Source organism: Dictyobacter sp. Z7_2, from assembly GCF_057551105.1.
This window is the reverse complement of the sequence record NZ_BAAJPE010000002.1, coordinates 1,508,322-1,532,966: the sequence shown is the minus strand read 5'-3', so window position 1 is coordinate 1,532,966 and position 24,645 is coordinate 1,508,322. Positions and strand designations below refer to the sequence as shown.

General features: G+C 49.3%; 24 protein-coding genes. 20 read left to right on the top strand and 4 right to left on the bottom strand.

The window, feature by feature from the left end; genetic code table 11:
* Window positions 1-7: 7 nt before the first annotated feature.
* The 11 genes from AC27N8_RS19845 (at window position 8) to AC27N8_RS19795 (ending at window position 8,801) form a co-directional block, all read left to right on the top strand.
* Window positions 8-439, top strand: coding sequence for a cytochrome c maturation protein CcmE (locus tag AC27N8_RS19845; protein WP_487069135.1), 432 nt, complete (start codon window positions 8-10; stop codon window positions 437-439).
* A 9-nt stretch (window positions 440-448) separates the two neighbouring features.
* Complete coding sequence (locus AC27N8_RS19840; RefSeq protein ID WP_487069134.1) at window positions 449-2,482, top strand: heme lyase CcmF/NrfE family subunit; 2,034 nt, start codon at window positions 449-451, stop codon at window positions 2,480-2,482.
* Window positions 2,479-3,075 carry a cytochrome c-type biogenesis protein gene (locus tag AC27N8_RS19835; RefSeq protein ID WP_487069133.1) on the top strand — a complete coding sequence of 199 codons (597 nt, stop codon included), beginning with the start codon at window positions 2,479-2,481 and terminating at the stop codon, window positions 3,073-3,075. The genes AC27N8_RS19840 and AC27N8_RS19835 overlap by 4 nt, the downstream gene beginning before the upstream one ends.
* Window positions 3,075-3,452, top strand: coding sequence for a hypothetical protein (locus AC27N8_RS19830; protein WP_487069132.1), 378 nt, complete (start codon window positions 3,075-3,077; stop codon window positions 3,450-3,452). Before AC27N8_RS19835 ends, AC27N8_RS19830 begins: the two co-directional genes overlap by 1 nt.
* Window positions 3,430-4,680 carry a carboxypeptidase regulatory-like domain-containing protein gene (locus tag AC27N8_RS19825; protein WP_487069131.1) on the top strand — a complete coding sequence of 417 codons (1,251 nt, stop codon included), beginning with the start codon at window positions 3,430-3,432 and terminating at the stop codon, window positions 4,678-4,680. The genes AC27N8_RS19830 and AC27N8_RS19825 overlap by 23 nt, the downstream gene beginning before the upstream one ends.
* Window positions 4,677-5,447: a heme ABC exporter ATP-binding protein CcmA gene (ccmA, locus tag AC27N8_RS19820; RefSeq protein WP_487069130.1), complete on the top strand. Its 771-nt coding sequence runs from the start codon at window positions 4,677-4,679 to the stop codon at window positions 5,445-5,447. Before AC27N8_RS19825 ends, ccmA begins: the two co-directional genes overlap by 4 nt.
* Window positions 5,444-6,133 (top strand): heme exporter protein CcmB, encoded by a 690-nt coding sequence (locus AC27N8_RS19815; protein WP_487069129.1) that lies wholly within the window; start codon window positions 5,444-5,446, stop codon window positions 6,131-6,133. The genes ccmA and AC27N8_RS19815 overlap by 4 nt, the downstream gene beginning before the upstream one ends.
* Window positions 6,134-6,184: 51 nt before the next feature.
* Window positions 6,185-6,928, top strand: coding sequence for a cytochrome c biogenesis protein CcsA (gene ccsA / locus AC27N8_RS19810; RefSeq protein ID WP_487069128.1), 744 nt, complete (start codon window positions 6,185-6,187; stop codon window positions 6,926-6,928).
* Between the two features lie 20 nt (window positions 6,929-6,948).
* On the top strand, window positions 6,949-7,101 hold the full coding sequence (locus AC27N8_RS19805; protein WP_487069127.1) for a CcmD family protein: 153 nt from the start codon (window positions 6,949-6,951) through the stop codon (window positions 7,099-7,101).
* Window position 7,102: 1 nt separating this feature from the next.
* On the top strand, window positions 7,103-7,597 hold the full coding sequence (locus AC27N8_RS19800; protein ID WP_487069126.1) for a DUF3054 domain-containing protein: 495 nt from the start codon (window positions 7,103-7,105) through the stop codon (window positions 7,595-7,597).
* 94 nt (window positions 7,598-7,691) lie between these two features.
* Window positions 7,692-8,801, top strand: coding sequence for a DUF4097 family beta strand repeat-containing protein (locus AC27N8_RS19795; RefSeq protein WP_487069125.1), 1,110 nt, complete (start codon window positions 7,692-7,694; stop codon window positions 8,799-8,801).
* Window positions 8,802-8,874: 73 nt separating this feature from the next.
* On the opposite strand, the gene AC27N8_RS19790 is transcribed toward AC27N8_RS19795, so the two are convergent.
* Window positions 8,875-10,782 (bottom strand): S1 family peptidase, encoded by a 1,908-nt coding sequence (locus tag AC27N8_RS19790; protein WP_487069124.1) that lies wholly within the window; start codon window positions 10,780-10,782, stop codon window positions 8,875-8,877.
* Window positions 10,783-11,305: 523 nt separating this feature from the next.
* Here AC27N8_RS19790 and AC27N8_RS19785 point away from each other — a divergent pair.
* The 6 genes from AC27N8_RS19785 to AC27N8_RS19760 all read left to right on the top strand — a co-directional run bounded on the left by AC27N8_RS19785 (window position 11,306) and on the right by AC27N8_RS19760 (window position 16,041).
* On the top strand, window positions 11,306-12,514 hold the full coding sequence (locus tag AC27N8_RS19785; RefSeq protein WP_487069123.1) for a DUF2851 family protein: 1,209 nt from the start codon (window positions 11,306-11,308) through the stop codon (window positions 12,512-12,514).
* 98 nt (window positions 12,515-12,612) lie between these two features.
* Entirely contained in the window at window positions 12,613-13,056 is a 444-nt protein-coding gene (locus AC27N8_RS19780; protein WP_487069122.1) for a hypothetical protein, read from the top strand.
* An 18-nt stretch (window positions 13,057-13,074) separates the two neighbouring features.
* Entirely contained in the window at window positions 13,075-13,527 is a 453-nt protein-coding gene (locus AC27N8_RS19775) for a DUF4231 domain-containing protein (RefSeq protein ID WP_487069121.1), read from the top strand.
* Window positions 13,528-13,744: 217 nt separating this feature from the next.
* Window positions 13,745-14,533 carry a pseudouridine synthase gene (locus tag AC27N8_RS19770; protein ID WP_487069120.1) on the top strand — a complete coding sequence of 263 codons (789 nt, stop codon included), beginning with the start codon at window positions 13,745-13,747 and terminating at the stop codon, window positions 14,531-14,533.
* A gap of 60 nt (window positions 14,534-14,593) precedes the next feature.
* Window positions 14,594-15,280, top strand: coding sequence for a (d)CMP kinase (gene cmk / locus AC27N8_RS19765; RefSeq protein WP_487069119.1), 687 nt, complete (start codon window positions 14,594-14,596; stop codon window positions 15,278-15,280).
* Window positions 15,277-16,041, top strand: coding sequence for a lysophospholipid acyltransferase family protein (locus AC27N8_RS19760; protein ID WP_487069118.1), 765 nt, complete (start codon window positions 15,277-15,279; stop codon window positions 16,039-16,041). Before cmk ends, AC27N8_RS19760 begins: the two co-directional genes overlap by 4 nt.
* 71 nt (window positions 16,042-16,112) lie before the next feature.
* Here AC27N8_RS19760 and AC27N8_RS19755 read toward each other — a convergent pair whose 3' ends face one another.
* Window positions 16,113-16,355 (bottom strand): DUF2630 family protein, encoded by a 243-nt coding sequence (locus AC27N8_RS19755; RefSeq protein WP_487069117.1) that lies wholly within the window; start codon window positions 16,353-16,355, stop codon window positions 16,113-16,115.
* A 101-nt stretch (window positions 16,356-16,456) separates the two neighbouring features.
* Entirely contained in the window at window positions 16,457-20,143 is a 3,687-nt protein-coding gene (locus AC27N8_RS19750; protein WP_487069116.1) for a UvrD-helicase domain-containing protein, read from the bottom strand.
* A 202-nt stretch (window positions 20,144-20,345) separates the two neighbouring features.
* On the opposite strand from AC27N8_RS19750, the gene AC27N8_RS19745 reads away from it, so the two are divergent.
* The 3 genes from AC27N8_RS19745 (at window position 20,346) to AC27N8_RS19735 (ending at window position 23,116) form a co-directional block, all read left to right on the top strand.
* On the top strand, window positions 20,346-21,080 hold the full coding sequence (locus tag AC27N8_RS19745; protein WP_487069115.1) for a hypothetical protein: 735 nt from the start codon (window positions 20,346-20,348) through the stop codon (window positions 21,078-21,080).
* A gap of 91 nt (window positions 21,081-21,171) precedes the next feature.
* Window positions 21,172-21,960, top strand: a complete 789-nt coding sequence (locus AC27N8_RS19740) for a type III pantothenate kinase (protein ID WP_487069114.1) — start codon at window positions 21,172-21,174, stop codon at window positions 21,958-21,960.
* A 190-nt stretch (window positions 21,961-22,150) separates the two neighbouring features.
* A complete protein-coding gene (locus tag AC27N8_RS19735; RefSeq protein WP_487069113.1) occupies window positions 22,151-23,116 on the top strand; it encodes an antibiotic biosynthesis monooxygenase in 966 nt (321 codons plus the stop codon).
* A 9-nt stretch (window positions 23,117-23,125) separates the two neighbouring features.
* On the opposite strand, the gene AC27N8_RS19730 is transcribed toward AC27N8_RS19735, so the two are convergent.
* Window positions 23,126-24,541, bottom strand: a complete 1,416-nt coding sequence (locus tag AC27N8_RS19730; protein ID WP_487069112.1) for an 8-oxoguanine deaminase — start codon at window positions 24,539-24,541, stop codon at window positions 23,126-23,128.
* Window positions 24,542-24,645 lie beyond the last annotated feature (104 nt).

Below are 24,645 nucleotides of genomic sequence, written 5' to 3'. Positions count from 1 at the left end.
GGTTTCAATGGACGAGCAGAAAAGAATGGCTCAGCCGCGTAAGCGTATCCCGTTTAGTTTTATGCTGGCTGGACTTGCCATTATTGGTGCGATTATTTATCTCGTCTATGCGAATACGCAAGCGAGTGCTCTCTATTATTTGACGGTGCCTGAGTTAAAGCATTGTTCCGATTGTATGACACGTTCGGTACGTGTGGCGGGCATCGTAGAGAATAAATCGGTGAAACAGAACGTCAACTCTCAGAGTATTACGTTCACGATCACTGATAGTAATCAGACGTTACCTGTCACTTATAGTGGTGTTGTGCCAGACATCTTTCGCGCTGGCGTTCAGGTAGTTGTGGAGGGGCACTATACGGGTAGTGGTCCATTTGAGGCCCAGACGTTACTTGCGAAGTGTCCATCAAAATTCCAATCCGCGACTCCCGCAGCAAAATAAGGATCGACTGTGTACTTTTCAGATCTCGGTATTATCGCTCTTTTTCTCGCATTAGGATTTGCTCTTTACACGATCGTCGTGGCGATCTGGGGCGCAGTACGGTCTGCTCCTCGCCTCGTGATCAGTGCGAAGCGTGGCTTGTTGACTGTTACTTTCTTTTTGCTACTGGCCTCAGTTGCGTTGATCATATCATTTTTGATTCATGATTTTGGCGTCAACTATGTGGCACAGCACTCGGATCTCTCGATGCCCTGGTATTACGTCTCAGCGGCTTTCTATGGCGGCCAGGAAGGCTCGTTGCTCTATTGGGCGGTCACGCTTGCTCTTTTCTCAACGCTCTTCATAGCGACCTCTAAGCGTGCTCCTGCGGCTCTCGTTCCCTATGTGATAGCGACCTTGATGGCGATCGAGGCTTTCTTATTGATTGTCTTAACTACAGTCACAAATCCTTTTATGCGCTCTACCATTCCTCCTTATGATGGTGTTGGTCTGAATCCTCTGTTGATGGACCCTGGCATGCTTGTGCATCCTCCCACCTTGCTGATGGGATATATGAGCTTCTCGGTACCTTTCGCGTTTGCGGTCGCTGCACTGATTACGGGGCAGTTGAGCTCCGATTGGTTACGCTCGATTCGGCGCTGGATGTTAGCCTCCTGGACGTTACAGACGGCTGGCCTGCTGCTGGGAGCGTGGTGGGCTTATCACGTGCTCGGCTGGGGTGGCTATTGGAGCTGGGACCCGGTCGAGAATGCAGCTCTGATGCCCTGGTTGACGGCGACTGCCTTTCTGCACTCGACGATGGTGCAGGAGCGTCGAGGGATGCTGAAGATGTGGAACCTCTTCCTGGTGATTATGTCATTTGCCCTTTCGATCTTTGGGACGTTTGAGGCTCGTAGTGGCTTGATCAATTCGGTCCACTCCTTTGCGTATTCTGCGATAGGAAACTACTTCCTCGTTTTTCTGATAGTCGTAGTGCTTTCGTCGAGTGCTTTGTTCTTCTTTCGCTTGCCAAGCTTACGCGCCGAGCAGGAGTTCGACTCAGTTATTTCACGCGAAGGTGTCTTTCTGCTGAATAATCTCTTGCTGGTAGGCATTACCTTTGCTGTCTTGTGGGGGACCCTCTTCCCCTTGATCTCAGAAGCGCTGCGCAATCAGACAATGACGGTCGGTGCTCCTTTTTATAATCAGGTTGTCGGACCCCTGACGGTTGTGCTGGTGTTGGCGATGGGTGTGGGTCCCTTGCTTGGCTGGCGACGCACCTCTTCCTCGGCTCTCTGGCGTAATCTCAGCGTTCCGATTGTGGCTGCTGCGCTCTGCGCAGTCTTATTGCCCGTGTGTGGCATCACCAGCGTGTCGGCCAATATTGGCTTCTCCGTGTGCGCCTTTACCGCAGGAGCTATCCTCTATGAGCTCTGGCGCGGTGCTCGCGTACGTCATAGTCATGGAGAACCGTATGGCAAAGCTGTCTTTATGCTTTTCAAGCGTTATCGTCAGCGCTATGGTGGCTATGTCGTGCATCTTGGATTAGTTCTGTTGGTGGCTGGTATCGTGGGATCGAGCTTTTTTCAACAGGAAAAAGATGCTACTCTGACGCCCGGCCAGGATATGAGTATCGGTGGTTATAGCTTTACCTTTCTCGGCAATATCGACGAGAAAAATGCCGATAAAGAGGTCGTTTCTGCGCAAGTACAGATCTGGCGTGATGGAAAACTGGTGCAATATATATATCCAGGCCGCATTACGTATACCAACTATCCGACGCAGCCGACCAGCGCAATTATGATTCAGACGTATCAGGGCACAGATGTTTATGTCTATCTGGCAGATTGGCAGGGAGCATCAGAAGCGAAGCTGAGCATTTTTATTACACCTTTAGTGATATGGGTATGGAGTGGTGGCGTTCTGATGATCCTGGGGGGCATTCTTTGCTGGTGGCCCGAGCGTCGTCGCTCGCTGGTGGCAGTCCGTGCACCAAAGGCTGTCAAGTCTAAGGAAGCCGTCTCGCCTTCATCGGATATCTCTAGTGGAGGAGTGGTGGCATGAGCACTAGGCGAGAACGACTTCCGCAATCACGACGTTCTGTGTTTCTGATTCTGGGGGCGCTGGCGATCATTGCTGCTGTCTGGTCATGGCTATACTTTGCCGTACCGCAGCAGCAAACGCTTGATCAACACGAGCGTAGTATTGCCTCCCAGCTACGCTGCCCCGTTTGTCAGGGAGAGTCGGTTGCCGATGCAACACCACTGATTGCGCAACAAATGCGGGCCTATATTCGTCAACAAATACAGGCAGGAAAATCTGATCAGGAGATCATTCAATTTTTGACCAGTCGCTATGGCTCGGATATTGATTGGGTCCCTCGCTGGCAAGGCTTTACGTTGCTGGCCTGGATTGTGCCAATCGTTTTGATGCTGGCTGGCGTCTTTTTGCTGTACTTTGTGGCTCGCGATTGGCATACAAGTTCGGCCTCAATGCGTCTGGCTACAACTGGATCTGATGTGGATAGACCTGGGTCTGATGATACTCACACATCTATAACTGGGGATGCTGATTTAGAGCGTTATCGTGCGCAGCTCGAACAAGAACTGGCCGCTGATGATCCGCTCTTCAGGCGGTTTATAACGGAGGCAGATTGATGGCGCTCGCGATTGCAATCATTTTAGGAATACTCGCTCTGGCATTTGTTCTCTATCCACTGTATCGGCGACCAACAGGCGGCGAAATGCCCTCAGCATCAACTCGTTCAGTGGAGAGCTCCTATGAGACTGAGGGAGTAGCAAAAGAAGCAGTTGAGCGTGAGCAAACGGCCCGTGCGGCCATCCAGGAAGTGGAACTGGATTATCAGCTTGGCAATATCGACGAAGAGGACTATCGCTCACTGCGCGAGCGCTATATGCATCGAGCCTTGACCGCTTTAAAATCCCGCTATGAGCATGAACAAAATATCGATGATGAAATTGAGGAACAGTTGCAGAAGCTGAAGGAGGCGCATGAAAAAGTTGATCCTGAGTAGCATGGCGCTCATCTTCTTGCTAGCTTTACTACTCTTATGTGGAAACGTCACACCCGTGCGTGCCGCTGTCACGGATGGGCAGATCTCTGGTCAGGTCGTTGATGGAAGCAACAAGAATGCTCCGGTGCCGAATCTGAACGTGACATTGCAGATGGCTCAAAAATCTTCAACCAGTGATGTGACTTCCGTTAAGACCGATGCCCAGGGGAAGTTTACCTTTAAGAAGGTCTCTACTGATCAGACTATTAGCTATGTTGTATATACCCGCTATCAAGAGGCTCAGTATGTGAGCGATCCGCTTACGCTCAATACCAAACCTTCACAGAGTATCAAGCTGCAAGTCTACGAAGAGATGCACTCGACAAAAAATATTGCCATTTTGCAAGCAAATGTGCTTGTGCGTAATACCGATCCTGCTAAAGGATTAATTACCGTTTCGCAAGTCTACTCGTTTGACAATTTGAATCCCAAAACCTATGTAGGATCACTGAATGCAAGCGCAGGGATGCCAAATGCGTTGCTCTTTTCCTTGCCAGATGGTGTTCGTAATATTACATTGGGAGCTGGTTTTTCGGGCTATCAAGTTCTCCAGGTGAATAAAGGTTTCGCTACCAATGCGGCCCTTTTGCCTGGAATGAACGATTTTTCTTTTTCTTACGAAGTTCCTTACACCACATCGAACTATACTCTGACATATAAAACTATTTATCCAACGGTGGCATTATCCTTCTTGATCGAGCCCGATCTGCATGCTAGCTCGAAGGAGCTAACCTCGGCTGGCATCGTTAATGCGGATAATCAGGTCTATCACAACTATACCGCTGCTACACTGCCAGCCAATGCGGCGGTTGCGATTACTTTGCAGGGGTTACCATTGTCGCAGGATACAAACGGTTCTTTCACTTTGAGTCCTGAGGCTATCTGGTTGATCGTTGGTTTTCTGGCGCTGATCGCTGTGATTGTTGTAATCACCTGGCTCTTCTATCGGGCGAAGCGCCTGCGCTCAGGATTGTCGCAGTCTTTGCCCGCTGAGGCTAGAGGTAAGGGAAGTACTAAAAAGCCCTCCACTCAAACTGATCCTAAGCAGGCGTTGTTGCAAGAGTTGTTGGTTTTGGATACTGAGTATTCCGCAGGTAAGATCAGTAAAGCCGCTTATGAGGAGAAACGTGGTAAGACGAAGGCTCGTTTACGTCTGCTGATGAGCGAAAAAGAAGGCGTGAAACCATGACGCTGCCTGTTTCTCCACCGACGCAATCCTTGCCTGACGATGATTTGGCTACTAAGTTAGTGCTGGATGTGCGCCAACTTAAAAAAAGTTATGGTCTGAAACCGGTTCTGAGACGGATCGATCTGGTTTTGCCACGTGGACAACGTATGGCTTTACTGGGAGCAAATGGAGCCGGTAAGACGACGCTGTTGCGTATCCTGGCTGGCTTGAGTAAAGCGGGCTCTGGCACGATCTGCGTTGAAGGACTTGATAGTCGTTATGCTTTGTCGGAGATGCGTCAACAGATCGGATTTGTGGCCCATCAGCCGTATCTGTACGAGGAGCTGACTGTGATGGAGAATCTGATGTTTTTTGGACAGCTCTATACAGTCTCTCAGGCACGTGAGCGGGCACTTCTGTTGCTGCAACGGGTAGGGATGGAGCGACGGGCTAGGGAGCGTGTGCGTGCTCTGTCGCGTGGACAGGTACAGCGTGTGGCCTGGGTAAGAGCGTTGTTACATCGGCCTACTTTGCTGTTACTCGATGAGCCAGACACGGGACTTGATCAGGATGGCCTCGCGTTGATTGAGTCCTTGCAAGCTGATCATTCTGCTCAGGGGGGAAGTATCCTTTTTACGACCCATCAGTTGGAAAGAGCGCTCTCTCTAAGCGATCAGATTGTGATTATTGCAGGCGGACGTGTGGCATATCAGCATGATACGGCAACGCTCGGGTTGGATGAATTGCGGCAAGCATATCAGGGTATCTATGGGAGCACTTTATCATGAGGATGGCGCGTGTGTTTGGGTTGCAGGTGTGGGCTATCCTCTGGAAAGATGTGCGCTATGAGGTACGTAGCAAGCAGACATGGTTGGGGATGGGGATGTTTGTCCTGTTGGTGCTGGTCATCTTTAATTTTACCTTTGATCTCAATGCTAATACCGTGGTCGCTATTGCGCCTGGAGCGCTCTGGGTGGCCTTTATCTTCGCGAGCCTGCTTGGTCTGGGGCGTACCGTGGCTGCTGAACAGGAGCAGGGAACGATGGATCGTTTGTTGCTGACTCCTGTGGATCGTAAGGCGATCTACCTTGCGAAACTGCTTGGGAATTTGCTATTTATTGGAGTAGTAGAAATCATCGCTTTGCCGATCTTTGCTATCTTATTCAATTTATCGATCTGGCAAGCGCCGATTTTATTAGAACTTATCAGCATTGAATTATTAGGAGCACTGGGGATTGCTTCCGTAGGCACGCTATTTTCGGTCATGGCAGCAGTCACACGGGCCAAAGAACTACTCCTGCCGATACTCATCTTTCCTTTGGTTGTCCCGGTAGTGATCAGTGCGGTACGAGCGACAACAGTCCTGCTGGCACCTGCCGTGGGCGAGCCACCCTGGCTCGGTCTGTTGATCGCTTTTGATGTTATTTTTTTGAGCGTCTCGACGCTGCTTTTCCAGTATGTCGTTGAGGAATAATCAGAGTGTGTACTCTACTTCTCCTATGTGGAGTTCATTAGGAGCACAGATATGGCTTTAGCAAATCAGATATCCTCCGGGAAAGAGAGAACTACGAGTGCGACTACTCATGCTCAGCATGGTCGTTGGCCGCTGGTATCTCTGATCCTGGGAATTCTTACCGCTGTGACGATGTCCATTACCATCTGGATGATCTTTGTGTATACCCCTGTCGATGCATTGCAGGGCGACGCGCAACGCATCTTCTACTTCCATGTGCCGACGGCCTGGGCTGGGATGCTTTCCTTTGGCATTCTGGCGTTGGCGGGCGTTGTCTATCTTTTTTATCCGGATGAGCGTCTGGACTTGGTGGCTCGCGCGGCAGGAGAAGTAGGCATTGTCTTTCTTACGATCACGCTCTTTCTGGGAGCAATCTGGGGAAAGCCTATCTGGGGAGCCTGGTGGGTCTGGGATGCACGTTTGACGGCGACGTTGATTCTGTGGTTTATGTACGTGGGTTACTTGATGTTGCGTAGTTACATGGGCAGAACTCTTGAGAGTGCTCGTGGCGGCGCTGTGATTGGCGTGATTGGCGTGATTGATCTGCCGATCATTTACTTTTCGGTGAATTGGTGGCGTGGGCAGCATCCTATTCAGCAGATAGGGACGGCCGGAGCTTTGCCGCCACAGGCCATCTGGACTATTCTGGTGGCGCTGGTGGCCTTTACCTTGCTCTATGCTTTTATGATGGTACAGGCGTATCAGCTACAGCGTTTGCAAACGCTGGCGCAGCGTTTACGCGCTTCTATTGAGTAAATCACAAGAGGGATTGAATAATGCAAACATATATGATTGCGGCTTATATCATCGCCTGGGTAGGTATCTGTATTTATCTGGTGACTCTGTCCATGCGTATACGTAGCGTCCGCACCGAGCTTGTCGCTGTTGAAGAACTCCTCCACGAGCAGCAGGAACAAAAGGAGATATAGGATGGCAGTCAAAAAATATGCTACTTCTGCTTCTGCTATCGATGCCAGCAGGCCCGGAAATAAGGTAGAGTCTCAGCGCCTCTGGACGGTAGTGGTCGGAGATGTTCTGGTCTTTCTTATTTTTTCAGTGATTGGCACGAATAGCCATGGAGGGACGATCGCGATTGGCCCGGTGATCTGGACCGCCTTACCTTTTATTCTGAGCTGGTTTGTCGTCGCTCCTTTTTTAGGGGCGTTTCGACGCGAATTGATGACTCAGCCGAAAGGGATTGCAATACGGACAATACTGGCATGGGTGATAACCTGGCCGCTGGGAGTAGCTTTACATTTTGTCTTTGATTGGCATGTGATTTCGGTTATTTCTACGCTATCATTTGCGCTGGTAACTCTGATCACTAATACAATCTTTCTGCTTATCTGGCGTGTTCCATTTGCCATTGCTAATGTGGAGCGCGATCGTCGCAGGCAAGTTCCAGGTAAGAACACCAAAAATTAATCATTTCGCTCTGCCGCTCCGATTATAGCTAGCAATAGATGTCAAAATACGGAAATGTTATGGTGCTATTGTGATAGATCGTAAAGGGGCGAATATGAGTAAGCGAGAGCCTTCATATCTGGGAGCTGATCAGCCAATTGATCAGCTCCCAGATCAGCAACCAGAATCCCGGCACACTGAGATAGAGATAGCATCGAATGAGCTACCTATCGATGTTGCCAGGGGAGACCTTCCCATGGAACTTTATCGATTGCATGCTGAATCCACCTTCGGGCATGATACATCTCAGATGAGATCACCCTCATTTGCACCCCCGGTACCTGATTGGCGCCACCCTCGTCAAAATCAGTGGGTCTTGAGACGCATACTGATCGCTGTACTGGTGACGGCGATGATGACCTGTCTGGCTTTTACCGCTGCTATGTATTACCTTGGCTCACAAAAGACGACAGAGACATATTTTTTTGCGGAAAGAGCGGATCAAAAACTTATCATTAACAACGATCAGGGCTCAATTTTTATTCATAGCCAGCCCAATGGCCCCTTTGGTTTACGTGTTGAGCGTTATGCGCAAGGCTTCGGACCCGGCTTGATTGGTATGGATGCGGTGTATACACAATATGGCGCAGTTACCACTATCACTGCACATGCTCAGCCAGATATCGCGTTTACGGGAAATCGAGGTATCAATATCGATGTAGCTGTGCCCGCTTCGGATGCCATCCAGGTCCATACAGGTAAAGGTTCTATTGTCCTGAAGGGTCTCCAGGGAAGCGTTGTGGCTAAGACCGATAATGGTTCTCTGACAGTGGAAAATTGCCGAGGGAAGATGAATTTAAATGTTGGTGTTGGCTCAATTGCTATCTCTCAATTTTCCGGACAGCTTGTGACAGCGACTCATCAAGGTGATATCGTCGCGAGTCCCGTGCAACTGGAGGGCCAATCATCTGCCGTCGTGGATAATGGGGCAATCACACTCAATGGAACATTAGATCGACACGGTAGATATCGCTTCAGCACGAATAATGGTCCTATTAGTCTGGCGCTTCCTGAGACCTCAGCGATTCATGTTGCGATCGATAGCAGGTTTGGAGCGGTTACCAATGATTTTGGTCGACTCATTTATGGGAAACAACCTCAAGCCATGATTACGATAAATGCTGAACTTGGTGCATTTTCTCTACATAAGGTGAAAATAAAATAAGAATGACCGGTACCTGTTCAGCGCCAGTAACGACGAGGACCAGGTATCGGTCATTTATGGAAGGTTATTTAGCTTATACTTTGGGATGCTTGTCTGTTGAATCTGGTCTTTCATCCTCGGGGATGCTGCTTTGTGTCGGCTGTGATGGCTGTGTCGGCGAGAATGAAGTATCTTCTGTTGTTGGTGCTGGCTGAATACGCTCAGTTTGTTCTTCAGATATGGGTTCATACGCCGTTGGATCTTCACTGGGATTATTGATCTTGTACGTCACGGGAGATGTCGGAGATGCGAGCTCCTGGAAGGCTTGCCATGACATTGGTTGAGGCGCATAGGGATTGAAATGCTTGGGTGGATCAGCTTTGATAACAGGCACTGAGGCATCGATATCGGGCTCTGCCTGGGTAGCCTGTCCGCTTACTTCATTTGCCGCTGTCGCTGGCTCTGGCGTCGCTGCTGGATTGTCTGACAGGGGAGCTGCTGGCTCTGGTGCTGTCATTATTGGTTGTTGAGGGTACATGCCATTGTTTGGATATGCTGCCTGACCATCAGGGACATATGCCTGTGGTGTGGAGGATGCATAGGGATTATATGGTACATAGTTCTGTTGCGCTGGTGCGGCGGTCGCCAGGGCTAATTTGTTTTTTCTGCGTCGCGCTAACACAATCGCTGGCAGTAACAGAATAAGGAAGATAACGACGATCATGAGTAGTACAACAAAGATGGATAGCGATGGCGATGATTGTGCGGGTGTCTCGTGTTTAGCCTGCTCTGTTGTATAGTCTGTGAACGAAGCAACAACCTGGAAATCAGTATATTTTGCCTGCATGGCCTTGAAATCTGTCGCTGCCTTCTGCCAGTGACCTGACTCGGTAGAAGTATATTGGGTAAAGGCTTGCTGCCACGCCTTTTGGAAGGGACCGGGTTTCAGATCGATTAAAGGGAGCGCTGTAAGTATATCTTTGACGCTACTGCTGGCTTGTAAGAAGCTGGTTCCAACCGGAGTGTCGGCATTCTTGCTGTAAAAACTGACGATGCCAACAATATTCCCCTGACTGTCTAACGCAGGACCACCACTATCTCCATGCTCAACATTTCCGCCTACTTGAATAAGCGTCCCATCAGCCGAGTTCTGTTTAATTGAGCTGACGTAAATCCGGTTGACGGATGAAGTAAGGAATGTGGTTGGATCAGGCTTATCGGCATTTTCCACGTCACCATTGCCCGGAAAGCCGATAATTGTAAGATTGTCCTGCTGAGCTACATTGGATGAATCCCCCAGCGTGATGGAAGGAGTATCCTCCATATTGATACGGACAATGGCGACGTCATTTTTATTGACGTCACTTTTTCCTTCGATCTTGTCGATGGGAGCGTGCAGGGACTTGGGCATAGAGGCCAACGTTTTGGCATTAATTATTCCCGCATAGTCTGTGCTGAGGTAGGCTTCACTTGTGGGGGCGTCGTATTGTGACTGTGAGTCAAAAATACCGAAGCTCAGATCGCTGAATACTTCATCTGCCGTATAAGGAGTCGTTGGAGCAAAGTTCTGATTGATATAAGTGGCGACATCTTTAGATGCCAGGCTCTGAAGCTCTTCATCCATCGATGCATCATGGGGGGGCTCAACGACATGATCAGCAGTCAAAATATCCCCGTGAGAGCTGATAAAGGCTCCAGAGCCAGAAAGCTCTAATTTATATTTCCCACCATTAGTAGGAAAAGTAGCGCTTCCTTGATTGGGAAAGTGTACGGTCAGAGTACCGTTCAATGTGGTGAGAATACGAACGATCGCTGGTTTATCGATGTCGACGGCGCGTACGACGCTGTTCTGAATGTTTCCCCCAGGGGTAGCACTCGCCAATGCCTGAGTGGGAAAGGCAAACTTATTGGCAATAAATAGAAGCATTACCATGCATGGAACAATAAGCCACTTTTTGTGTTTGTCAGATAAAGATAATGTCATAGGATTTTTTGTACTCATTACGACCTCTTGTTTCTCAAAATTCAGAGAGGTGTGATATGTATTGCAATGATCTTCAAAATCGAGATGTATCTACATGTGAGCGCAAATAAATGACGAAAAATCATCACAGAATACATGGGGGCTAGCTTTATAAAAATACTTTTGCGTTTTTTTGCATGTCCGTCGAGAGCTATAGGTTCGGGAGGCATTGATGAATCATCAATGTTGCTTTTTAATCCCCTGGTCAGGCATAGCTTTCTCGCTTTGTGCTTGTTTATATGTATGATATCTTACCTCATCCTGTGATTATTGTCTATTTTAAGTCGGATAGAAGTTTATTGTATCCCCCATCTTGTCTACGCAGTTGGCTAATAGTATTCATCTTCTGGTGGTATTGCTATCTCAAGGCAAAGAAATTGTCCAATTTTGATCGGTACACGAGATTTTCGTCTTTAGATAGAGAAAAACCGTTTAGCAGGATTTTGCTGCACACTAACATATCGCCCTGGTGGCTGAGAGATGGGAAAATAATGTGGATGTGGTGGTCCGAGTTCTTTATGAGCGCAATGTTCCCTATGAATACGAATTAGAACACCGTTGGCGGGCTTTAGCGCCCTCTACTTGTTTGCCACTCAGTCGTGGTGGGTGGTGCCAGATTCTTTTTGCTGGCCATGCCGGTGGCTCAGTCGGCCCTGATGGGCGTGATGCTGTCTTACGATTTTTGTCTGTGCAACAATATCATGCATTGTTTATGCGGCATGAGCAGCTGGATGTTGAGGCTCGGTCAGGCGATATCGAATTTCATGTGCGTTCCAGCGATTGGCGCATGCATCGCCATCAATATGATGCTCGCTATAATACAGTCATATTGCATGCTGTGCTGGTATGTGATGATCTCACTCCCACAAAACGTCAGGATGGCGTCGTTGTGCCCGTCTGCTCACTGGCAGATATAGGATCGGATGCACTACACTTGTCACTACCTGTAGCCTTACTTGAAGGAAGTCCATGGCCTTGTCAGAGTCTGTTTTCTTGCTTGAATGCGTGGGATATAGATAGATTTTTACTCGATGCAGGATTGCAGCGCTTCGAAGAAAAACGTGACACATTTTTAGAGGAACTCCACGCTACTCTACAGGTTCAAACTGATGTAGATCCGTATGATAGCTGCTTATTTCTGGCATTGGCGGAGGGTTTAGGCTACGGAAGAGATCGTGCCCTGTTTCGCGCTATTGGAGCTCGTCTGTTCTGGAAAACGGGCTTACTCCCTGAACCCTTGGGACGGAATGTAGCTCCTGCACCGTTGGATGCCAGGCGCTTGCAGGTGTTGGCGACGTTATTTGAGCAGTGGCGTATTCCTGGTATCTGGCGTACACTACGTCAGTGCCTGCTGCCTGCTGCATATCCCTGCGATGAGCGGCATATATTGATGGTTCTGCGTGGGCTTTTTGCCGAGCTGGGCTTAAGTTTGACACGTACAGATATTCTGATTTGCAATATCGTGCTGCCTTTTGCGGCGGCAGTGGCCTTATTGGAACAGCATGAGCAGATGGCTGAGCGAGCGAAAATGCTTTATCTGGAACATCCAGGGCTGCCGTCAAATCGTGTGACACGTCTGATGAGCGCTCAATTGCGTTTACCAGACGTGCCTCAGGGAAGTTGTCGTCAGCAAGGACTACAGCATATTTATCGTCAAACGTGTCGTGAGAAGCATTGTGATATTTGTATCATGGGAAAACATATGATTTGAGTGGTAGTACGAATGCAGATAAAATATATGTATCTGATGCTTTCTTATTGATGAATACAGTATAGATTGGGCCGCTGATGGCTGGAAAGGAGGTGTTGATGAAAATTACGAAGGAGATATTGCATGGCTTAACGTACCAAACCTGTCAGAAAACTGCTCCCGTGCGTTTGCGTGCATTAACTCAAGAAGACTATCAGGAGCGGCAGGGGATTATTCAGTCTTTAGAAGGAGAGGAAAAGTTTCAGCCCGGCGATTATCTGGCGCGGGGAGTGCTGGATGAGGAGTGGGTTATTTCAAGCCAAGCTGTTGATCTTGATGAAGATCGGTATGATCCTGATGAGGAGGGATTTATTATCTATCATCCACAAGCAGCTATCTGTTATGCCTGTCAGATGGCAGAGCCCTTTGTTGTGGAACGCCCCAACGGACTCATTTTGAAAGGTAAAGCAGGAGACTATCTGCTGCGGTTTGGGGATCTGGGGCGAATTGTCGATCGGGCTGTGTTTGAATTGAGCTATACATGTATAGAGATAGATAAGTAAGGTCAGGAGATGGATGGCATGACACAGGAGAGCAAAGAGGAACAATATCTACAAGGACGCTGGCAGTCGCAAAGAGATTATTATTCGAAGCAAACGAAAATATATAAGTATTGGCATCAGCTTTTCCTGGTTATTAGCACGATTGGGGCGCTTTTCGTGCCGGTGATGTTGAGTTTTTCACAAATACCAAAGATATTGCCGGTAATTATCAGCCTGCTGGTATCCAGCTCTCTCGCGATAGATACGACCTTTCATTTCGGCGATAATTGGCGTTCTTTCAGACAAACTCTTGAAGCCTTGAAAAGGGAACGCGTCTATTTCGATGCGGGTATCGAACCGTATACAGATGCTCAAACAGCTTTCCCTTTATTTGTGCGCAAGAATGAAGAAATTATGGGGAAAGAAGGCGAAGAATACTTCGAGATACGTAAGCCAGCGGAGAGAATCGTCATCAACAATCCGATCACGTAAAGATGCGGCGATAAAGTAGACTGCGATTCTTTTGATATAATGATATTCGTCCTATAACCGTGCCTCTGAATACCTCTGAATATAAGGTGCCGGCAATCAGGACGACCATAAATAAATAATAACATTGAGCCTGCCGCGAGAAGTACTGTGATATTTGTATCATGGGGATGTCGCTTGAGCTATGTCGGTCAGGTCCAGGTGAGAAATGGTGTCTTTTATGAATAAGTCTCGTTCAGATGAGCAATCGGAAGAGTCTACGGCGGCTCAGGAAGAGATGCGGCTCTCGCGTTTTTTGGCTCAGGCAGGAGTGGCATCACGTCGGCACGCTGAAGAGGTGATCAGTGCAGGTCGAGTCCAGGTCAATGGACAGGTAATCAATACGCAAGGGACGCGTGTGCATCCTGAGCGTGATCAGGTGAGTGTGGATGGCAAGATTGTGCAGGTGGCGACGCAGAAAGTCTATCTGCTCTTGAATAAGCCCGCTGGCTATGTCTCGACGGCTCAGGACCCTCAGCATCGACCAACAGTGCTGGCATTATTATCTCCCGAGCTGCGCCGCCTGCGCGTGTATCCTGTGGGGCGGCTGGATATTGATACCAGCGGGCTGATTTTGTTGACTAATGATGGGGATTTTGCCTTGCAATTGACTCATCCACGCTACTCCACGTTTAAGCATTACGAGGCGGTGGTGCAGGGGCGGCCAACTCAGGAGGAGCTTGAGCAGTTACGACGTGGGGTCAGCATTCGCGAGGATGATGGGCAGATGTTTCAGACAGCACCCGCTCAAGTGAGTCTGTTGCGTACCCACGCTGCTTTGAGCACCCTGCGCCTGACTCTTCATGAGGGCCATAAGCGGCAAGTGCGTCGGATGCTGATGGCGATAGGGTATCCAGTGCGTCATTTGACGCGTGTAGGAGTGGGAACATTAACACTCCAGGGAGTTGCTCCAGGCACCTGGCGGTATCTGACTGCGGACGAGGTGCAACGACTCAAGTCTGAGGGGTGAAATAGCTCGTATATGATATAATCCCTTCAGTTATAAATATCATCGATATGCGGAGGATTTATGTCTGGGCCACAATGTATAGCCATCGACGGGCCAGCAGGTTCTGGGAAAAGTACTATTGGTGAACAACTCGCTCGTCAGCTGAGCTATCTTTACGTTGATACGGGTGCCATGTATCGTGCTGTGGCCTGGTTGGCACTTCATGAAGGTATCGATATTAATGATGGGGTCGCTTTAGGAGAGCTCGCGCAGAGGGCCGAGATTGTGATTAACCATCCCCATGTTTCGGATGGACGGCAATATACGGTTATGGTGCATGGACGGGATGTCACGTGGGATATTCGTGATACACATGTGACCAATGCTGTCTCTGCTGTCTCCTCTCATCCCGAGGTGCGCCAGGTTTTGATTGCGCAACAACGCGAGATGGCGCGACAAGGTCGCGTGGTGATGGTCGGTCGTGATATCGGTGCTGTTGTACTCCCCGATGCGGAACTGAAGATTTATTTGACCGCTAGCTTGGCAGAACGTGCGCGTCGTCGTTATGCCGAACTCATTGATCGTCTGGGAAAAGAGAGCGCGAACGTGCCTACTCTCGAGGATCTGATGCGAGATATTGAGCGGCGGGATGATATCGATCATGATAATATGCGACCGGCTATCGATGCTATTGTCATAGAGACGGATTATCTCAGCGTACCGCAGGTACTGGAAACAATCTTGCCTTACGTGGAGGAGACTGTATGAAGCAGAATATGGATGTTACTGGTGCATCCAATGAGCCAGTGAAGCCGATCACTACTGAGCCGAGGAAGAAGCCTGAAAAAAATCTTTACGAGCCGTATTCTACACCGAGAGTGGCCTATGAATTGATACGCTGGCTGTTTAGAGGACTTATCTCCCTGTTAGCTCATGTCCATCTGCGTGGTCGCTACAATATTCCTAAAAAAGGACCCTATATCATTGCCGCTAACCATCTTTCCTGGACCGACATTCCATTTATTCCGGCTTATGTGCCTGGCAAGGTTGTCTATATGGCGAAGGAAGAGACTTTTCATGGTAGTTATAGATGGGTGACGCGTTTTCTGGGCGCCTTTCCGGTGAAACGTGGTGAGGGAGATCGCCAGGCGATCCGAGCTTCTCAGGAGCAGTTGACACAGAAAAAGGTTTTAATTATCTTTCCCGAAGGGCATCGTAGCGATACTGCTACCCTGGGCAAAGCACATGCGGGATTGGGCATGATTGCTTTACGCGCAGGTGTCCCTGTGCTACCTGTGGCTATCTGGGGGAGTGAGAACGCGCTGAAGAAGTTTGGTGCACATGTCACAATCTCCTATGGAGAGCCTCTCTTGTTAAAGCCAAAGGGGGCAAAAATCACGCGCGAGGATATTACTGAAGCCACAGAAGAGGTTATGAAGCGTATCGCAGAGATGCTTCCCGAGCGCTATCGAGGGGAATATCGCAACGTGCTGGCTACTCCTCCAGTAGATACAACATCTTTAAATTAAAAGTTATAGAAATAGTACAATGAGCCCGATCAGTTGAAATATCAGGCTCATTGGACCGATAATATTGTGCTCTACTGCCGATAATTCTCGACGATACTGGCATCACGTACCTGGGCCTCATCTGGATTGAGTCCGAACTCACGTCTGGCACGGCGTTGGCGGAGTAAATCCCAGCATTGATCCAGATCAACTTCCAATGCCTTGGCACGCTCGCGCTGATCTCCCTGGATTTTCCCCTCTTCTTCAAGTTTTAAGAGCTGATGCTCTTCTTCTACCAATGATTGAATATGTCGCAGAATATCTTGATCGTTCATGGCTTCCTCCTTCAAAGAAATATGTGTGGCTACACTGATTGTATACACGTTCTGTGTGATCTTGAAGATACTATTTGTTGTAACAATTGTCCCTGGTAAATTTATGCCGGACAAATAAAGAAAAATGGACAACTGGGACAGCGTTGTAGATCAGCTGGTCGTGCCGGATAGTGATTTTGCTCCAAGCCATGGATAGCCTGTTCCACTTTCTGATACAAATTCTGTTCTTTTTTTGGCGTAATTTTGATCGGAATTTGTTCGCCTGTGCTCATGTTATGGTTGTGCAGTTCGACCTTTTGGTCAGGATAGTTTTGCTTATAGGCTAACATGTACAATAATTCCCGGGGCTTAGGATCTATCTTCTCCTTTTGGCGACCGTAGCTGGTACGGACGAAGTGTACCGGTTGTTCCGGCAGGTCGTAGGCAGATTCAACACGATCTACGGGTACATGCACGTCCTTGCCTGCCACCTCGACATGATAATCCGACTTTAACTTCCAGCGCACCTCTTCCTGGCTCTGGAGGCGCTGGCGAATGCCTTCCACGATTTCATGTCCATGCTCCTCATACATAGGTGCAAATGGTTGATTGTGACCACCAAGCTTCTGCCAATGCTGAGTGTAGAGCTCCTGAATCTCTTGCGTGGTCGGGATCTGAGCCAGATCTTTTGGACCATCGAGCTGTTTGTGCAGGACATCGACCGTATGTTGTGTTGCCCTTCTAAAAAGTTGATAGCCATCTGGCTCATTCTCGAAGTGGTAGATGGAGCTATACGCGTACCTACGTGGACAGTATAAGTAGTCTTCGATCGCATGGATGCTCAAAGTGGGTGAACGCATGGCGTTGATAAAATCCTCGCTTGGTTGTTGACCTACTGGAGCTAGTAGTATCTCATCATCATCGCTCTCTTCCTGGTCTGTTGGTTGATCAGGCCAGCGCAACAGAGTCAGGCGTTCCTCTGGTAGACCCGTTTCCAGTGTATCCAGATAGGGAGAGCGCTTGTATTTTTGTTTGCCATAGAGATCGCTATAGCTAAGGATTAATTGATCGCGGGCACGTGTGACTCCGACATAGAATAGGCAGGCTTCCTGACTCTCGTGGCTGTTTTGGGGCGAGGAGAGCATGATGGCGGGCGTGGCGATCCCTCCGGGACGTGGTTGAGCTGGAAAGCGTCGTTGCATCAAGCCAGGTAGATAAACTAGCGGATATTCCAATCCCTTGCTGGCATGGACCGTCATGACGCTAATGGTCTCAGTATTTGCCTGGATCTGTTCGTCATTCTCCTGCTGACCGCTTGTATCTTGCCGCAAGAGGACCAGTAGGCTGAGATAGTCAAGAAAACCTTTGGCTTGTTGCTCTATAGTGACAGGCTCAGATTGGATCGGCTGTCCTTCTGGTGCGTTCCTGATCGCTTCTTGTTGCTCAAGCTGTTGCTGTCTTGCCATCTGCTGATCATAATGACTGGCAAATTTGAGAATCTGCTTATAGTCATTGATCTGTGTTTGTTTTTGCTTCTCGGTTTGGGTGAGCAGATCGCGTACCAGGGATGTCTCGATAAATAAGTATTGCGCTAGCAGCGACCAGATGTTGGATGCTCTCAATAGTGCCTGGAGAATGTGTGAGAGCCGTTGCAGACTATGATGGCCTTCAATACTCATATTGAGAGGCGTGTCGCCATGCATCAGGATTGTGCGGGCGTTTGTCTCGGGTTGCCGTGCTGCTAACAAGAGCTCCTCGATATCGTTTTGACTGAAAGGATGTTCTGTATGGTTGATGGTACGCATTAATCCCATGCCGCTGGGGTTGCAGATGAATAGCAGGACAGCCAGCACGTCTTTCATATATTCTTGTTCGAGCATGCTACCGTGCTCAACTACAGGAAGTTGAGCTTTGGACAGTGCTCTTGTGATCTTATTGGCTTGCTTGCGTGTACGGCAGAGAACCACCATGTCTTTATAAGTATATCCTTGTTTGTATCTTTGCTTGATATCAGCGATGATCCCGGCTATCTCGCTGCTTTCGTTGGGGGCGGAGGCGATTGTCACATAGCTCTCTGCCTGCCTGGGGCGCGTCGGTCGATTTTTTCCGGCGGGCTGATCCTCTTCGAGATGTCGACAACGAAATGCTTCAGCCAGCTCGACCAGATCAGGTTGTGAGCGATAATTTTGACTGAGTGGGAGGATACAAGCTCCTGGGAAGTCTTGCTCAAATTGACTGATATTGGCGGGCGAGGCTCCTCGGAAGCCGTAGATCGCTTGATTGGCGTCTCCCACGACCCACACACGACGCGTTTCTCCCGCCAGCACACGCAATAAGACGCCGCTGGCCCGATTTACATCCTGAAATTCATCGACGAGAATATGCTGATACTTTTGTTGGATCTCCTGCAATACTTCGGGATGTTCGTTGAGTACCTGAATGGTGAGGACAAGTAGACCTCCAAAGTCGGTATCCCCACGGCGCCGGAGCTCCTGTTGATAGAGTGCGTAGACTTGTGCTATCTCACGCGCTTTCTCCGCTTGTAGATGTCCTTCATCATCGCCATCAGCCACCTGATCATGCATCTGTTGCGAGAATGAAGTGTAGTGCTCAGGGAGAACCAATTCATCTTTGGCACGAGCGATTGCTTTGAGCATATCAGGGAAATAGTGGGCTGGAGATTGCAGGAGACGATAATGACGTAGACTCATTGCGTTGGCTTGCTGGCGCAGTACACTGTATCCCTCTGCATCATCAACAAGCGTAAAGTCCGAGCGCAATCCCACCAGTGATCCATATTGACGTAACAGGTTAGCACAGAATGCATGGAATGTGCTGACTTCAGGCATGCCATTTGCGCCGCCCGTGAGCTGCCGGAGGCGTTCTTCCATCTCGCGTGTAGCTTTGCGTGAGAAGGTTAAGGCCAGAATATTCTGCGGTGGGATATTCAACTCTTTGATAAGGTATTCGGCGCGTCCAATCAGCGTACTTGTCTTTCCGCTGCCTGGACCGGCTACGATCAGAGCGGGTGTCGGAGCCTCGATGGCGGCTTGTTGATAGATATCATAGCGTTTTTTTGTAAGAGATGTTGGCGACTGTTTGGCTGGGCCGGTTATCTCTGGCTCATCTACTGTGACCTGCGATGGTGCTTCTGAGAGATTCAATACGCTAATCAGTCGTGTAAGCAGTGCCGTTTGCGAGACGTGAAAGCTTGCTGCGAGCGTATAGGCGGGAACAAGCTTGTGTAGATAGAGCTCGGTTAGTCTCTCGCCAGGAATCAGTAGTTCGGCCGCAAAGACGTTGGCTGTCAACTCGCGCTCGCTACGCGGATCATAGTGATGGGTGCTTCCTAACGTCTCCTGGAGCGTATCCTGTTCCAGGAGATTCGCTATATCCTCGTGTACGTCGTTTTCCTGACAGGGGGAGAGGCTTGATGGCTCGGGAATGCCTGCGTATGGATAGTTGACGCTGTCTGATGTACTGTAATATGTCGTGAATTGTCGTAGTCGATCTCCACCCTGGCAGTGTAACAGAGCGTGAGCTATCTCGTGTGCCAGCGTAAAGCGTCGGAGCGTTTCAGTGAGATCGCGGCAGATCCAGATAAGATTTTCTTCGTCATCGGCATCCATAAAGCCGAAGGTGCCAGGAGTATAGCTTTGCGCATCAAAGGTTGCAATATCCAGTTTGAGCCATCGCGCCAGATCGTCGATCGGCGTGGCATTGTCCGTCCAATCAGGATGCGTTTTCCGATATTCATTTAATACGAGACGAGCCGCAGCCTCGACGGCCAGACGTATTGTATTATCCAAATCCTGCTCCCAGCTACGTGTATAGAAGAAAACTTCGGATCACTTTATCTCCCTTATTATAGCGCACAAGCCATCTCTTCGGGGCATAATCGCACCTGATTTGGAAGTCTCTTGCTTCTGGGCCTCAAACGGATTATTCTCTGATATAATAGGGCTAACGAAAAACATGACACGACCATATTTTTTGATGAGGAATTGGACTATGGATGCAGAAGATATTCTGGCGAAAACAACTTCGGATCAAGAGCTTCCCGCAGGCTGGGTGGTCTTTTCTTTGCGTAAAGGCAAGCTGGTCTGGGGTTTGATCGGTTGGATTCTGGGTGCCTTGATGGGATTTGGCTTGTTGGCTCTGATTGTGCCAATTGTCATTCCTTCAAATTATCAACGCGGAACGTTTGCTATGGTCTCAACCACAATATTGTTGGGAATACTCCTCTTTATTTCTTTTGGCAGCCTGTGGATGCTGATCGTAGATACTCTAAGATTGCTTCATCCCGATAGGCATGTGATCGTGTTGACGAATACTGATTTTGTGAAGTGTGAGGGTTCGAAAATCGTTCATGTACCGTTGTTGGATATCCGCCATGTGACTCCTCGTGGACGCGCTCCGGTGGATCGTACGATACCAGATGGAACGGCTGTGCGCACGGTTCCTGGCATCGGTGAGAGTATGTTTGGTTTTGTGTTTGGACGGGGTACCTCGGAGGAAGGTCAGCGCCATAGACGCAAGCGCATGCGTACACCAACCTCATTGGCATTTATGGATGATAGGGACCAAACCGAGGTAACAGTGGTGAACGATGATGTCTATGGTGATCCTTTTACGCTGGCTCATGTCATCGAACAATATATTGTCTCTGCTCAAGCGAACGCCAATACAGCGGAAGAGGCGCAGGTTCAGACGGGCGAGACAGTGGATCAATCGCATACATTATAATTGATTAAAAAGTGGCGTAAAATCGCTGCATTTCTGCATGAGGTGCTTCACCTTCATCATGCTAATGTGCATCCCAGAGAAGGGAACCACTATGTTACTCGCGCTTGATATTAGCAATACGAATATCAAATTTGGTCTCTATGAGCATGATGTGATGAAGCATCGTTGGGTTGTCTCGACCGTCAGGCAACGTACGGCAGATGAATATTCTATGGTGCTCAATGATCTGCTACGTCATTCAGGCTATACGTTGACCGATATTGATGACATCATCATATCCAGTGTCGTACCACCCCTGACGCCGGTATTTCAGGATTTAGCGACTCGTTATTGCAATCTTGAAGCCGTGATCATCGATCATACGCTGGACCTGGGTATTCGGCTGCTGGTTGATAATCCCTGGGAAGTGGGCTCTGATCGATTGATGACGATCATTGCCGCTCACCATCTGTATGGAGGCCCTGCCATTGTGATTGCCTTCAGCACTGCTACCACCTTCGATGTTGTTTCTGCCGATGGCGATTTTCTTGGAGGCGCGATTGCACCTGGACTGATCATTTCTGCTGAAGCCTTGAGCAATGCTGCATCCCAGCTATATCGTGTCAATATGACACCACCTCGTGCCGCCCTGGGCAAGAATACGATTGAAAATATGCAATCAGGCATTATTTATGGTCATGTTGGTCTGGTACAGGGGCTGATCTCGCGTTTGCGCCAGGAGATTCCCGATGTGGCCGATGTGAACGAGATTAAGGTGATTGCTCATGGTGGGATGGCGCAGCAGATGGCTCCTATCATTCCCGAGATTCAATACGTCAATCAATATCTCCCTCTTGAGGGTCTGCGATTATCCTACAAACGCTTACAAGGCCTCGCTTAGGCTGATTTTACCACCTCTTCTTCGTGCTACCAGTCATGCGCACGAAGAAGAGAGATGCGAATGGTAGCTTGTGAGCTTGCCCTTGCTATAATCTTACTCCCATTGGATCTGCTCCAATCGATTAAATTGATCTCTATAATGATAAGTGAAACGAGAGAATCGATAATTTTCAGAGGAGCATTTCCCAAAAATGATTACATCGTCAGTCACGCTGGTTACCCACATCGGTGTCGTGCCCGAGAGTATGGATAAGTTTCTGCTCTGGCAGCAGCAGGCAGATGATGTTATTGCTATGTTCCCTGGGTATCTCGATCATACGGTCATCCCGCCATCGCCTCCGATGCAAACCGACTGGGTTATCATCCAACGCTTCCAGAGTGTCGATGCAGCCCGCCAGTGGCTCCAATCTGAGCAGCGCCAGCAGTTGCTGGATGCTCTGCAACCATTTCAGGGCGCTCAAAATGATGTTCACCTTTTTACTCAGGATGCACCAAATAGTGCATCGACCTCTGTATCAGCAGTCATTTCCACCCGCGTCAAACCTGGTCAGCAGGAAGCCTTTCTGCGCTGGTACAGACGTATCTCGGCCATACAGGCCAGGTTTGAAGGCTTTCAGGGCTACAAGTTTGAACCCCCTATTCCCGGAGTGCAGGATGATTGGGTGACTATCCTGCGTTTCGATTCCGATGCTCACCTTGAAGCCTGGCTCAACTCTGAGGAGAGAAAACGTATCCTGAAGGAATCAGAGGCGTTTAGCCTGGATACTCATTTGAGGAAAGTACATGTGGGCTTCGAATCCTGGCTCAGATTCACTGGCGGCCAGCAGAGTTCTCCAGCCGCCTGGAAAGTGAATATGCTTGTCTTGCTGGCACTCTATCCAACGGTTTTCCTCTTCTCAATTTTGGTGCAGACGCCGTTCCTCATCCATCGAGGCGTCCCTTTCTGGCTGGCATTGTTTATTGGTAATGTCTTTAGTACCGCAGTGCTCAGCTGGATCTTGGTGCCACCGTTAAGTACGTGGTTTGGTTGGTGGCTGAATCCATTAGTGCAGACGACACCGAATCACATGCCCTATTGGCGGAGCACCTGGGCCGGTGTCGTGCTGATTCTATTTCTTTATGCTGTGCTTTTGTTCATATTCTCGTTCTTGTCATAATGGCTGAGGCTATCCTGCGGCTGTGGCAAGTTTCGCTGCGTGGCGATTGTGCTCCTCAATGACCGGGCCGATATCGAGCGTGGCAATCTCACCTTTGTCGACGATCAGGCGTCCACCTACAACCGTGTAGTACGCACGTTGTGGCGCACAGAAGACAACGGCCGCCACGGGATCACTCAGTGCGCCTGCATAGTTAATCGTGTTGAGATCAAGTGTGAAGAAGTCAGCGCACTTGCCTGGTTCCAATGAGCCGATGTCGGATCGTCCCAGTACCTCTGCCCCTCCGATGGTAGCGATCTCCAGGGCCTCGCGTGCCGTCATCCATTCCTTGTCGCGGAGTGGATGAGAAGTGGAGAGCACTGACATTGGTCCCTCGGGTGGCCACAGTCCCATCTTCAGTCTGGCAAGCAGCATGGCCTCGCGCACTTCGATGAGCAGATTAGAGGAGTCATTACTGGCTGAGCCATCAACGCCAAGGCCAACCTTCACTCCCTTCTCCCGATATTTCTTGACGGGCGCAATACCTGAGGCCAGCCGCATGTTCGATGATGGACAATGACACACTCCTGTGCCTTTTTGTGAGAAAAGATGGATTTCATCATCGTTGACATGAATCGCATGGGCATACCAGACATCGTCTCCGATCCATCCCAACGATTGCATGTATTCCACAGGACGCATCTGGAAATGATCGAAGGTATAGCGCTCTTCATCTAATGTCTCGCAGAGATGTGTATGCAAGCGCACGCCACGATCTCGTGCCAGGCGAGCGGACTCGCGCATCAGGTCCGAGGTGACGCTGAACGGAGAGCAAGGAGCCAGGACAATTTGGAGCATCGATCCCGGATTTGGATCGTGATATTGCTGAATGATCCTGAGCGAGTCGGCAAGAATGTCATCCTCCGCCTCGACACAATCATCGGGAGGAAGACCCCCCTTTGACTCTCCAAGCGACATACTGCCGCGCGAGGCCATAAAACGCACTCCTAATTCCTGAGCCGCGTGGATCTGATCGTCAAGCTTGCAACCATTTTTGAAGATGTAAGTATGATCGAAGGCCGTTGTGCAGCCGGAGAGAGCAAGCTCTGCCAGGCCGATAATTGTGGTTGTACGAGATGCCTCCGGTGTACGCTGTCCCCAGATAGAATAAAGAGCGCGTAGCCAGCGGAAGAGATTAATATTCTGAGCCACCGGAAGGTTTCTGGTTAAAACCTGATCCAGGTGATGATGGCAGTTCACAAATCCGGGCAATAAAATTTGTCCCCGTAGATCGAGTACCACATCAGCTGAGGTAGGTAACTCATCAGTAGAGGCTACCTGCTCAATGATGCCATCTCGAGCGAATAGCCCGGCGTCCCGCAACTCCCGGCGCTCGCCATCCATTGTGACTACAATTGTCGCGTTTTTTGCGAGCAGTGTTGTCATCCGGTAACTCCTTACTCCTACTAAATGTCTATTCCTGAATCATTCAGGGCAGACTAATTGAAAGTATTATTATACGTCAGCTTTGCTGCTTTCATGCAATTGCT

What these genes read in the sequence shown, in the direction of transcription:
- AC27N8_RS19845 (WP_487069135.1), top strand. Translation starts at nt 8, where the DNA reads ATGGACGAGCAGAAAAGAATGGCTCAGCCGCGTAAGCGTATCCCGTTT.
- AC27N8_RS19735 (WP_487069113.1), top strand. Translation starts at nt 22,151, where the DNA reads ATGATTACATCGTCAGTCACGCTGGTTACCCACATCGGTGTCGTGCCC.
- ccsA (WP_487069128.1), top strand. Translation starts at nt 6,185, where the DNA reads ATGGCTTTAGCAAATCAGATATCCTCCGGGAAAGAGAGAACTACGAGT.
- cmk (WP_487069119.1), top strand. Translation starts at nt 14,594, where the DNA reads ATGTCTGGGCCACAATGTATAGCCATCGACGGGCCAGCAGGTTCTGGG.
- AC27N8_RS19760 (WP_487069118.1), top strand. Translation starts at nt 15,277, where the DNA reads ATGAAGCAGAATATGGATGTTACTGGTGCATCCAATGAGCCAGTGAAG.
- AC27N8_RS19795 (WP_487069125.1), top strand. Translation starts at nt 7,692, where the DNA reads ATGAGTAAGCGAGAGCCTTCATATCTGGGAGCTGATCAGCCAATTGAT.
- AC27N8_RS19835 (WP_487069133.1), top strand. Translation starts at nt 2,479, where the DNA reads ATGAGCACTAGGCGAGAACGACTTCCGCAATCACGACGTTCTGTGTTT.
- AC27N8_RS19815 (WP_487069129.1), top strand. Translation starts at nt 5,444, where the DNA reads ATGAGGATGGCGCGTGTGTTTGGGTTGCAGGTGTGGGCTATCCTCTGG.
- AC27N8_RS19800 (WP_487069126.1), top strand. Translation starts at nt 7,103, where the DNA reads ATGGCAGTCAAAAAATATGCTACTTCTGCTTCTGCTATCGATGCCAGC.
- AC27N8_RS19740 (WP_487069114.1), top strand. Translation starts at nt 21,172, where the DNA reads ATGTTACTCGCGCTTGATATTAGCAATACGAATATCAAATTTGGTCTC.
- AC27N8_RS19790 (WP_487069124.1), bottom strand. Translation starts at nt 10,782, where the DNA reads ATGAGTACAAAAAATCCTATGACATTATCTTTATCTGACAAACACAAA.
- AC27N8_RS19825 (WP_487069131.1), top strand. Translation starts at nt 3,430, where the DNA reads ATGAAAAAGTTGATCCTGAGTAGCATGGCGCTCATCTTCTTGCTAGCT.
- ccmA (WP_487069130.1), top strand. Translation starts at nt 4,677, where the DNA reads ATGACGCTGCCTGTTTCTCCACCGACGCAATCCTTGCCTGACGATGAT.
- AC27N8_RS19745 (WP_487069115.1), top strand. Translation starts at nt 20,346, where the DNA reads ATGGATGCAGAAGATATTCTGGCGAAAACAACTTCGGATCAAGAGCTT.
- AC27N8_RS19770 (WP_487069120.1), top strand. Translation starts at nt 13,745, where the DNA reads ATGAATAAGTCTCGTTCAGATGAGCAATCGGAAGAGTCTACGGCGGCT.
- AC27N8_RS19805 (WP_487069127.1), top strand. Translation starts at nt 6,949, where the DNA reads ATGCAAACATATATGATTGCGGCTTATATCATCGCCTGGGTAGGTATC.
- AC27N8_RS19780 (WP_487069122.1), top strand. Translation starts at nt 12,613, where the DNA reads ATGAAAATTACGAAGGAGATATTGCATGGCTTAACGTACCAAACCTGT.
- AC27N8_RS19830 (WP_487069132.1), top strand. Translation starts at nt 3,075, where the DNA reads ATGGCGCTCGCGATTGCAATCATTTTAGGAATACTCGCTCTGGCATTT.
- AC27N8_RS19755 (WP_487069117.1), bottom strand. Translation starts at nt 16,355, where the DNA reads ATGAACGATCAAGATATTCTGCGACATATTCAATCATTGGTAGAAGAA.
- AC27N8_RS19775 (WP_487069121.1), top strand. Translation starts at nt 13,075, where the DNA reads ATGACACAGGAGAGCAAAGAGGAACAATATCTACAAGGACGCTGGCAG.
- AC27N8_RS19730 (WP_487069112.1), bottom strand. Translation starts at nt 24,541, where the DNA reads ATGACAACACTGCTCGCAAAAAACGCGACAATTGTAGTCACAATGGAT.